Raw genomic sequence first — 11,887 nt, forward strand, 5'->3', positions numbered from 1 at the left:
TTGTTATGAGCGGATTATCACATTTAGATGAACTGGAAGCAGAGGCAATATATATTATCCGGGAAGTGGCTGCAGAGTGTGAAAAACCTGTTATGCTTTATTCCATTGGTAAAGACAGCTCAGTTATGCTTCATCTGGCACTGAAGGCTTTTTATCCGGAAAAACCACCTTTCCCGTTTCTGCATGTAAATACAACATGGAAATTCAGAGAAATGATTGAATTTCGTGACAAAACAGCAAAAGAACTTGGAATTGAAATGTTGGAATATATCAATGAAGACGGCGTGAAACAGGGTATCAATCCATTTGACCATGGTTCCGCTTATACAGATATTATGAAAACACAGGCTCTGAAACAGGCCCTCAACAAATATGGTTTTACCGCTGCTTTTGGTGGTGGACGTCGTGATGAGGAAAAGAGCCGCGCAAAAGAAAGAATCTTTTCTTTCCGAAACGAAAACCATGCCTGGGATCCAAAAAATCAGAGACCGGAGATGTGGAAACTTTATAATACTGAAATCAATAAAGGCGAGAGTATTCGTGTATTCCCAATCTCAAACTGGACAGAAAAAGATATCTGGCAGTACATAAAAAGAGAAAATATTCCGATTGTTCCTCTTTACTTTGCAAAAGAGCGTCCGGTAGTTTACAGAGATGGAAATATCATTATGGTTGATGATGACCGTATGCGTCTGAAACCAGGTGAAAAACCGGAAATGAAAAAAGTACGTTTCCGTACGCTGGGATGCTATCCACTGACAGGTGGTATTCTGTCTGACGCAGATACACTGGATGCAATCATTGATGAGACTTTGAGTTCTGTAGAATCAGAACGTACCAGTCGTGTGATCGACCAGGACGGCGGTGCAGCCAGCATGGAAAAGAGAAAGAGAGAGGGGTACTTCTAGATGAGTGGTTTACTGAAATTTATTACCTGCGGAAGTGTGGATGATGGAAAATCCACACTGATCGGCCATATACTTTATGATTCCAAACTTCTTTATGCAGACCAGGAAAAAGCCCTGATCCTTGACAGTAAGGTGGGTTCCAGAGGTGGAGCGATTGATTATTCTCTTCTTCTTGACGGACTGATGGCAGAAAGAGAGCAGGGAATCACCATTGATGTGGCTTACCGCTATTTTACAACAGACAAGAGAAGTTTCATTGTTGCAGATACACCGGGGCATGAAGAGTATACAAGGAACATGGCAGTAGGTGCTTCTTTTGCACAGCTTTCCATCATTCTTGTAGATGCGAAACAGGGAGTTCTGGTACAGACAAGACGTCACAGCCGCATCTGTGCACTTATGGGAATTCATCATTTTGTATTTGCAGTAAACAAAATGGATCTTGTGAATTACAGCGAAGAAAGATTTAATGAGATTGTAAAAGACATCAATGAACTTTCCGAAAGTCTGGGTCTTCAGGATGTGGTGATCATTCCAGTCAGTGCAACAGAAGGTGACAACGTTACTGTTAAATCCGAAAACATGCCGTGGTATACAGGAAAAACTCTTCTGAATCATCTGGAAACAGTTGATGTAGATGAGACAGAAACAGAAGAAGGATTTTATATGCCGGTACAGAGAGTCTGCCGTCCAAACCATGAATTCCGTGGTTTTCAGGGGCAGATTGAAAGTGGCAGCGTCAAAGTCGGACAGACGATCACAACACTTCCAAGCAATGAAACTGCTACTGTAAAATCTCTTCTTAACGGAAATAAAACCGTAGAGGAAGCTGTTACAGGTCAGGCAGTGACGATCCAGCTGGACAGAGAAGTAGATGTAAGCCGTGGCTGTGTTCTTACAGACAAAGCAGATATTCCTGTTGCAAAAGGTTTCCAGGCAACACTTCTCTGGATGGATGACAGTAAACTTACTTTAGGTAAAGAATATCTTGTAAAACTTGGAACCAAGAAGATTCCGGGATTTATCCGCAGCATTCAGTATAAAGTGGATGTAAACACAGGAGAGCATCTGAATGCTGAATATATCGAAAAAAATGAGATCGCACTCTGCGAGATTGAACTTGCCGAAAAGATTGTCCTTGATGAATTTAAGAAACACAAAACCCTGGGAGAGCTGATCCTCATTGATCGTGTCAGCCACATGACATCAGCATGTGGTGTACTGGAAACAGTAGAGACAGATGATGAAAAACCTTATTTTCAGAAGGACGAAATCAAGGTTGGCGGATATGTATTTGAGGAATTTTATTTCAATCTTGAAAATGCAATGCTTGCAAAAGCAAACTCCGACAGAAAAACATATTATGCAGGTGATGAAGTTAAAGTTGCAGGAGACAGCTTCAAATATCCTGAGTACTTTGATATTCTTTCTGTAGAAGACGGTGCGGCAGTGCTGATCAGAGACAGCAAAGTAGAAGATATCATTACACTGGATAATTATCATTACTCAGGCCTTCCGGTTGTAGATGAAAGAGGAATGGCTCTGCTTGTGAAGAACAAAGCCGACCTGGAACAGTTCCTGAAAGAGGCAAAAGAAGTGACAGCTGAGAACCGTTCCGAACTCCACAACAAGTGGTTCAGATTTGAAACCTATAGAAAGATTGTCTGCACAGACAATTTCTGGGTGATTTAACCGAACCAAGTAAGTCCCCTGCTTCAATTGCGAATATCCGCTTGGCCAAATAACAGACAAAGTCCATGGCAAATGCTGTGGGCTTTTCTTTATGCTATATTTTTCCACTTAATGAGCAAAAGCATCGAATCAGACGTTTATTCTCTATTCCGATGCCTGAAATGTCTGTTTTCGGCAATTCCAGGCATCGATTCTACTTAATTCCAAGAATTCCGATGCCCGATATCTCAGCTTTCGTAATTTTCGGCATCGATTCTACCAAATTTTAAATTTCCCGATGCTGGATAATTTACTTGCATAGAATATCAGGCATCGAAATAGGCATTTTATACGAATTCCGATGTCAGAGTTTACTGAAAAATAGTTTTATGGTAGTATGGTCTGTAAGAATAGTAGTATGGTCTGTAAGAATATATGAAAAATATTTCATGAACAGGAGGTGAATGCAGGGTGGCTGAATTTGAAGACAAGTATCATCTGACAGAACAGCAGAGCCTGTTTCTGGCAAAGAAAAAATGGGATGAAAATGTCTACTGTGGAATGAAGATGGAAAACAGGGGGGTTACATTCTCTCAGACACAGACAATTTTAAATGGTGTAAATGTACCAAATGTGCAGCTTGATGATATCCAGGCAATTTTAAATATGCGTGATGCCTGGAAATTTTTACTTGGAACCGTAAAAGAACCTGTAACGTTTGAATACTGGTGCAAATTAAATGAATATATCGCAAGAAATGAGGCACTTGAATGGGGAAAACTTTGTACAGGAATGGTAGGAATCTCAGGAACAGATTATGAACCGCCGGTTCCCGAAAAAAATAAAGTAATGACCGAATTTGAAACAATTCTGAATGATACAGTTACTACAGTTACAGATAAAGCTTTGGAAGCTTTTACATGGGGAACAAGAGGGCAGTTTTTCTGGGACGGAAACAAAAGAACCAGTCTGATGCTGGCAAATAAAATACTGGTTTCTGCAGGAGCCGGTATAATGACGATTACTGATAAATATATGGAACAGTTTAATTCATTACTTCTGGATTATTATAATACAGGAAACAGTAAAGAGTTAAAACAGTTTTTATATGAAAATGCAATTCAGGGGATACAATTTTAATGGGGTAATTATTTTTGTTAAAGTACAATAAAAGGGGGATTTTTTATGAAGAAGATAATAGTATCAATTTTATTATCGGCAGTTATGATAATGGGAAGCATGCCGGTAAGTACTATGGCAGCAGATGAAGTCGGAATATCAGAAGAAACAATGCCAGAGGTATTGTCAGAGGATTCATCTGAAGGAGCAGAATCTGGTGATGAGAGTCTAGAAGAGGATTTTGAATCAGAGGAAACGGTTGATATCTTTGACGATATAGAAGAAATAACTGATTTAGATGTATCACAGGAAATACCAGCAACAACAGAAGTACCGGCAACAGAAATCCCTGCACAGCCGGCTGATGAATCAGAGCTATTGGCATCCGGCGGAAGTACAGAGACATCTGAAACACCTGCAACTACGGCAGATCCGACAACAGAATCCGGTATCACAATTAATATTGGTGGTACAGATACAGCGTTTGCTACACTTGCCGAAGCTGTAAATAAAGCAAAAGATATTTCCGCAGATGGTACAGAAACTGTGATCAAAGTAACCAAGTCTCAGGAGATTGAGAATACGGTTACTATTGATTCCAGCAAGATCAGTATTGTATCCGGAGCAGCAGATGTAAAATTTACCAGAAAAGACGGATTTACTGGCAAGATGTTCGATATCAGCGGAAATGCAGAAGTGGCTTTCAAGGGAGATACAGCTAACTCATTTACACTGACTCTTGACGGAACTGTAACAAATGCAGCTGCTGACAGCAAGACAGATACCCTTGTTTCTGTAGGTACAGGAAGCACCTTCCAGATGACCTCAGGAGTTACTCTTACAAACAATGCCGCAACAGCAGATGATGTGGCAGGTGCCATTACAAATAACGGAGGAACACTGAAACTGGAAGGCGGTACAATTACAGCCAATACAGGCGTCAATGGCGGTGTTTACACTACCACATCTGTAGAAGTTAAGGGGGATATTTCTGTCAGCGGAAACAAAGATACTTCTGCTGAACCGAAGGACATGAATATTAACTTCGGCGCAGAGAATATGCATCTGATCGTAACAGGGGAACTGACTGGAACAGGTAAGGTTTATGTTACCGTTCCGACAGAGAAAGCAGATACAACTGTTGTTGCAGAAATCGGTAAAGACGGCGAAACACCACTTGTAACAAATGAGCAGTTTGCCAAGGTGAAAGATATTGTTTACTATGATGATGCATCTTATGCGGTGAAGATTTCTGACAGTGGAGATACTGCCATTCTGACAGCTCAGACATCACCAACAGCAGCACCGCCCACAACGACACAGCCCACAGCAGCACCGACCACAAGTACACCAACAACAGCAGCACCGACTACAGCTACAACGAGTACTTTTAAACCTTCCATATCCGGTGTGGCATGGCTGGATCATAAAACCCTTCAGTTTAAACTGAAGGCAAATCAGGAATTTTCTTATTATTACACGATTGGTAAGAAAACATACGATGAATCAAAAGCTACCAGAAGCGTAAAAGCAGATACGAAAGATGTAGTAACAGTATCTGATATACCGGAAGGAAGCAATTTCCAAATTTATGTATATTTCAAACTTGCAGACGGAACACATAAATATGCAAGGATTCCGATTTCTTCCACAGTAATGAGTAAACGTCCTGGAACAGAAAATCGTGATGCAAAGACATATAAAGTAAGCGACTGTACTGTATCCGGTCTGGAAGATGCAAAAAAATTCTATCCTGGTGTATTCTATGAATTTGCAGTAACAGGAGCAGGACAGGATAACAAAGATCCGGTTGTAGGAGACGAGAAATATGTACCTCTGTACTGGAGTACTTCCAAGACTCCTACAGACAGCCAGAAGAATGACAAATGGAAAGTAGGCTTCAAGAAGGGTATCACCAAGGCTTCTACTTACAATATGTATGTATTCTTCCGGAAATACAGATATGACGGCAGTGAATGGATTAAGACAGATACAATAGAATATAAAACAGTTCAGTATCGTTCTGCCCAAACTACAAATCCAAAATTAAATGCAAATTCAATAATCCTGAAAACAGGTCAGTCCACAACAGCTGTAAAGGTAAAAAACCAGACAGCAGTTTCAAAAGTGACAGCATGGTTTTCAGCAGACACATCTGTTGCAAGGGTTAATAAAAAGGGTAAGATCACTGCAGGGAATAAAACTGGCAAAACTACCATTACGGCAGTTTTATCAGATGGAAAAATGCTTAAACTTAAAGTCACAGTTCAGAGCAGCACAGTCAGGACAAAATCAATTAAAGGCCTGAAGAAATCAGTTTCACTGGCAAATCATAAAAGATTGAAATTAAAACCGGTTCTGAATCCGATCAGCAGCCAGGAGAAGATTACATATGCATCATCCAATACAAAAATTGCGACTGTTAACAGAAAAGGAGTTATCAGTGCGAAAAAACCTGGAACTGTAAATATCACAGTAAAATCCGGAAACAGCAAATTCGTAGTAAAAGTAAAGATAACTAAAATAAAAACAACAAAGCTTAAAGGAGTACCGACGGATAAAGTTATCAAAAAAGGGAAAACATTTAAGATTAAAGCTTCGAGAGAACCGAAAAAGAGTGATGAGAAGATTACTTACAAATCTTCCAATTCAAAGATTGCAACTGTCAATGCCAAAGGTGTTGTCAAAGGCAGGAAGAAAGGAACAGCTACAATTACGGTCAAGAGTGGCTCTAAGAAAAGTACCTGTAAAGTAACCGTGAAATAGCACAAATTGTTTACTGAAAAATAGTTTTATGGTAGTATGTTTTATAAAGACATACTGCTGTAAAGCTATTTTTTATTATGAGAAGGACTTAAAATGAAACAGACATTTTTTGAGGCAGTAGAAAACAATCCGATCATTGCGGCAGTGAAAAACACAGAAGACCTTGATGTATGCTGCAATTTAGAAGATATACAGGTAGTGTTTATCCTGTTTGGCGACATCTGCTCTATACGAGAGATCGTACACAGAGTAAAAGAGTCCGGGAAGATCGCCATGGTGCATGTGGATCTCGTCGGAGGGTTGAGCCCGCGAGATATCGCAGTTGATTATCTGAAAAATAATACAGAGACAGATGGCATCATTACGACAAAGCCTTCATTGATAAAAAGAGCGAAAGAACTGTCAATGTATACGGTACACAGATATTTTCTCCTGGACTCTATGGCTTATGACAATATAATTTCGCAGCAGCACAGTATGCGGCCGGATTTTATTGAAGTTCTTCCGGGAGCAATGCCAAAGGTCATTCAGAGACTGTGCAAAGAAGTCAGGGTACCCGTGATCGCAGGTGGTCTTATTACAGACAGGGAATCTGTAATGGGAGCGCTTTCGTCAGGAGCGGCTGCAGTTTCTTCCACAAATCATAGTGTATGGGAATTATAACGATACCCCAGGTATCGTAAGCAAATAATAAACAAAGGGGATTTTTATATATGGGTAAATATGTAATGGCGCTGGATGCAGGGACAACCAGTAACCGCTGTATTTTATTTAATGAAAAAGGAGAAATGTGCAGTGTTGCACAGAGAGAGTTTCACCAGTATTTTCCGAAACCGGGCTGGGTGGAGCATGATGCAGATGAAATCTGGGCAAGCATGCTGGGCGTGGCTGTAGAAGCCATGAACATGATCGGTGCGGAGGCACATGACATTGCAGCAATCGGAATCACAAATCAGCGTGAGACTGCAATCGTCTGGGACAAAAATACCGGAGATCCTGTCTATCATGCAATTGTGTGGCAGTGCCGCCGTACCTCTGAATATTGTGATTCACTGAAGGCGAGGGGACTTACAGACAAGTTTCGTATGAAAACAGGTCTTGTGATCGATGCATATTTTTCTGCAACAAAAGTAAAATGGATTCTTGACAATGTACCCGGGGCGAGAGAAAAAGCCGAAAAAGGAGATCTTCTTTTCGGTACAGTCGAGACATGGCTGATCTGGAAACTGACAAAAGGCACTGTACATATCACAGATTATTCAAATGCTTCCAGAACCATGCTGTTTAATATCAATACCCTGCAGTGGGACGATGAAATTCTGGAAGAACTGAATATCCCGAAATGTATTCTTCCAACTCCGAAACCGTCAAGCTGTGTTTACGGAACAGCAGATCCGTCGTTCCTTGGTGGACCGATACCGATCGCAGGTGCAGCAGGAGATCAGCAGTCCGCGTTGTTCGGACAGACATGTTTCCAGCCAGGTGAGGCGAAGAATACATATGGAACCGGATGCTTTCTTCTTATGAATACAGGAGAGAAACCTGTTTTTTCCGAAAACGGACTGGTTACTACTATAGCATGGGGGTTGGACGGAAAAGTAAACTATGCGCTGGAAGGTTCTATTTTTGTGGCAGGTGCGGCAATCCAGTGGCTTCGTGATGAGATGCGTCTTATTGATTCCGCAGAGGATTCCGAATATATGGCAAAAAAGGTCAAAGATACGAACGGCTGTTATGTGGTTCCGGCATTTACAGGTCTTGGAGCACCGCACTGGGATCAGTATGCAAGAGGAACAATTGTAGGAATCACAAGAGGTGTAAACAAATATCACATTATACGTGCAACACTGGAATCGCTGGCTTATCAGGTAAATGATGTACTTCAGTCTATGAAAGCGGATTCCGGTATCCAGCTTGCAGCGCTGAAAGTCGATGGCGGAGCAAGTGCCAATGATTTTCTTATGCAGACACAGGCTGATATTATTAATGCTCCTGTAAATCGTCCGAGATGTGTGGAGACAACTGCAATGGGAGCAGCTTATCTGGCAGGTCTTGCAGTAAATTACTGGACAAGCAAAGAAGAAGTTCTCCAGAACTGGGCAATAGACAGAACCTTTGAACCGGAAATCACAGAGAAGGAAAGATCGAAACGTATCAGAGGCTGGGAAAAAGCAGTGAAATATGCCTATGGCTGGGCAAAAGATGAAGAAGAATAAATTTATTTTGCCGGAAAGCTTGCAATGTGGCAGAGAAGTAATTATAATATAACTATTCGTGGGAGATTAATAAAACTGTCCCACAGCACTGATTAATTGAATATTAAGGCATGAGAGATGAGAGCCTGACAGATAGCGTATTTTTGATGCGTTTATTTGTCAGGCTTTTTTGCTTTATAGGAGATTACTCCGTAATGTTCCAATAAAGCAAAAAACGCTCCGCGAGGATGCGACTAGATGCATTTGGAATATGTCTGCTAAAGCAGACTGCATCTAGCGCGCAAAGCGTAGCAAGTCCCGCAAAGATTGAGGGATTCAGGAAGTTTGAAGCGGACTTGTCCGCTTTGTTCTGATGAAAAAAGGAGGACGTTTTATGGAAAAATATGATGTAGTTATTATTGGAGCAGGTGTTTCCGGAAGTGCAGTGGCAAGGGAACTGTCCCGGTATCAGGCGAAAATCTGTGTGGTGGAAAAAGAAGAAGACGTATGCTGTGGTACGTCCAAGGCAAACAGTGCGATCGTTCATGCGGGTTACGATGCAGAACCGGGCACCCTGAAAGCAAAACTGAATGTAAGAGGCAATGAGATGATGGAGAAACTTTCAGAGGAACTGGATTTTCCCTTCAGAAGGAATGGTTCTCTGGTACTCTGCCTGAATAAAAAAGACTATGAAGGTCTGGAAAAACTCTATCACAAAGGTATTGCAAATGGGGTAAAAGGTCTACGGATTCTTAACAGAGAAGAAGTGTTGAAAATGGAATCAAATGTTTCAGAAAATGTGTATGCTGCACTTTATGCACCAACAGGTGGAATCGTATGTCCGTTTCTGATGAATATAGCTTTTGCGGAAAATGCAGAAGTAAACGGAACAGAATTCCGCCTGGATACAGAAGTCATTGAAATAAAGAAAAACGACAGTAGTTGGATAATTAAAACCAACAAAGGTGAGATGGAAACAGAATGCATAGTAAATGCCGCCGGTGTGTACGCAGATGTTTTTCACAACATGGTCAGCAGTCACAGTATACATATTACACCAAGAAGAGGCGATTACTGCCTGTTGGATAAGAGTGCCGGCAAACATGTCAGCAGGACAGTGTTTTCACTTCCGGGCAAATTCGGAAAGGGTGTACTGGTAACTCCTACTGTTCACGGAAATCTTCTTGTTGGTCCGACTGCCATTGATATTGAAAACAGAGAAGGTACAAACACTACCAGAGCGGGTCTCGATGAGGTAATCCAAAAAGCAAATTTAAGTGTCAGAAACATACCGTTTCGACAGGTAATCACATCATTTGCAGGACTTCGTGCACATGAAGACGGAGATGATTTTGTCATAGGAGAGGCAGAAGGAGCAGAAGGATTTTTTGACTGTGCCGGCATAGAATCGCCGGGGCTTACAAGTGCGCCTGCGATTGGAGAAATGGTTGCAGAGCTTATCAGGGACAAAATGAAACTGAAAGAAAAAGAAGACTTTGTTTCGAGAAGAAAAGGAATCCTGGAACCCTCCACACTTTCAAAAGAGCAGAGAAATGCGCTTATAAAAGAAAATCCGGCTTATGGAAGTATTGTATGCAGGTGTGAGATGATCACGGAAGGCGAGATCCTTGATGCTATCCACAGACCGCTGGGGGCAAAATCCCTGGATGGAGTAAAGCGTAGAACAAGAGCGGGAATGGGAAGATGCCAGGCAGGTTTCTGCTCTCCGAAGACAATGGAGATTCTGGCAAGAGAACTGAAAAAAGATAAGAGTGAGATAACAAAAACGGGTGGCAGCTCAAAGGTGATCCTGGGAATTGACAAGGACGTATACTAAGGGGGAAAAAGAAATGAAAACATATGATATCGTGATCATCGGCGGCGGCCCGGCAGGCCTTGCAGCAGCAGTTTCGGTGGTAAAAAACGGAATCAGGAATGTCTTGATACTGGAACGGGACGGAGAACTGGGAGGAATTCTCAACCAGTGTATTCATAATGGTTTCGGATTACATACATTTGGTGAAGAACTGACAGGTCCGGAGTATGCGGACAGATTTATCAGGCAGGTAAAAGAGCTGGACATTCCGTACAAACTGAACACCATGGTAATGGATATAAGCAACGAAAGAGTAGTAACTGCGTTGAATCGTGAGGAGGGGCTTTTTGAAATAAAGGCCGGTGCAGTGATCCTTGCAATGGGATGCAGAGAAAGACCAAGGGGAGCCCTGAATATTCCGGGATATCGCCCGGCCGGAATTTTTTCCGCAGGGACAGCACAGAGACTGGTAAATATTGAGGGCTATCTCCCGGGGCGTGAAGTTGTGATTCTTGGATCAGGCGATATCGGGCTGATCATGGCAAGAAGGATGACACTGGAAGGTGCAAAGGTAAAAGCTGTTGCAGAACTGATGCCATATTCCGGCGGCCTGAAAAGAAATATTGTCCAGTGTCTTGATGATTTTGGCATTCCTTTGAAATTAAGCCATACAGTGGTAGACATCAAAGGAAAAGAAAGAGTCGAAGGTGTCACTCTTGCAAAAGTGGATGAAAAAGGAAAACCAGTTCCGGGAACTGAAGAAGAATACAGCTGCGACACACTGCTTCTCTCTGTGGGCCTGATTCCGGAAAATGAACTTTCCAGAGATATGGGTGTAAAACTGAATCCTGTGACTTCAGGACCGAGTGTAAATGAGAGCCTGGAAACCAGCATAGAAGGTGTTTTTGCCTGCGGAAATGTACTTCATGTTCATGATCTGGTGGATTTTGTTTCTCAGGAGGCAGAAACTGCGGGAAGAAATGCCGCACATTATATACTAAATCAGAAAGAAAACAAAGACACGATAGAAAAACAGCAGGAGATCACAATAATCTCTGAAAATGGTGTCCGGTATACAGTACCGGAAAAAATCTCTCCGGCGAGAATGGATGAAAAACTGACGATCCGTTTCAGAGTGGGCGGTGTTTTCAAAAACTGTTACAGCAGTCTCTATCTGAATAATGACAGAATCCTGCACAAAAAGCGTCTTATCATGGCGCCTGGTGAAATGGAACAGCTGATGCTGACAAAAGAGCAGCTTGAAAAATACAGTGACCTGAAAAAAATCACCATAAAGATAGAGTCCAGCGGTGTGATGTCAAGTGAGAAATGAATAATAAATCAAATATCTTTCATATATTTCACGAAGACAAAAAACACCCACCTAAGCCCTGTCGACCATGTTTTTTGAA

At 41.7% G+C, this 11,887-nt stretch carries 8 protein-coding genes; all 8 read left to right on the forward strand.

Annotated elements, in window-relative coordinates; translation table 11 throughout:
* Positions 1-5: 5 nt before the first annotated feature.
* On the forward strand, positions 6-908 hold the full coding sequence (gene cysD, locus ACTNB8_RS07080; RefSeq protein ID WP_441053486.1) for a sulfate adenylyltransferase subunit CysD: 903 nt from the start codon (positions 6-8) through the stop codon (positions 906-908).
* Positions 909-2,600, forward strand: a complete 1,692-nt coding sequence (locus ACTNB8_RS07085) for a sulfate adenylyltransferase subunit 1 (RefSeq protein WP_441053488.1) — start codon at positions 909-911, stop codon at positions 2,598-2,600.
* A 450-nt stretch (positions 2,601-3,050) separates the two neighbouring features.
* A complete protein-coding gene (locus ACTNB8_RS07090; RefSeq protein ID WP_441053490.1) occupies positions 3,051-3,719 on the forward strand; it encodes a Fic family protein in 669 nt (222 codons plus the stop codon).
* Between the two features lie 45 nt (positions 3,720-3,764).
* Positions 3,765-6,464, forward strand: a complete 2,700-nt coding sequence (locus tag ACTNB8_RS07095) for an Ig-like domain-containing protein (protein ID WP_441053492.1) — start codon at positions 3,765-3,767, stop codon at positions 6,462-6,464.
* A gap of 93 nt (positions 6,465-6,557) precedes the next feature.
* Entirely contained in the window at positions 6,558-7,127 is a 570-nt protein-coding gene (locus ACTNB8_RS07100) for a glycerol-3-phosphate responsive antiterminator (RefSeq protein WP_441053493.1), read from the forward strand.
* Between the two features lie 50 nt (positions 7,128-7,177).
* Positions 7,178-8,680, forward strand: coding sequence for a glycerol kinase GlpK (glpK, locus tag ACTNB8_RS07105; protein ID WP_441053495.1), 1,503 nt, complete (start codon positions 7,178-7,180; stop codon positions 8,678-8,680).
* Positions 8,681-9,053: 373 nt separating this feature from the next.
* On the forward strand, positions 9,054-10,496 hold the full coding sequence (locus ACTNB8_RS07110) for an NAD(P)/FAD-dependent oxidoreductase (protein ID WP_441053497.1): 1,443 nt from the start codon (positions 9,054-9,056) through the stop codon (positions 10,494-10,496).
* Between the two features lie 13 nt (positions 10,497-10,509).
* Complete coding sequence (locus ACTNB8_RS07115) at positions 10,510-11,808, forward strand: NAD(P)/FAD-dependent oxidoreductase (protein WP_441053499.1); 1,299 nt, start codon at positions 10,510-10,512, stop codon at positions 11,806-11,808.
* Positions 11,809-11,887 lie beyond the last annotated feature (79 nt).

This window comes from Blautia sp. HCP28S3_G10, assembly GCF_052065235.1.
Classification (GTDB): Bacteria; Bacillota; Clostridia; order Lachnospirales; family Lachnospiraceae; genus Blautia_A.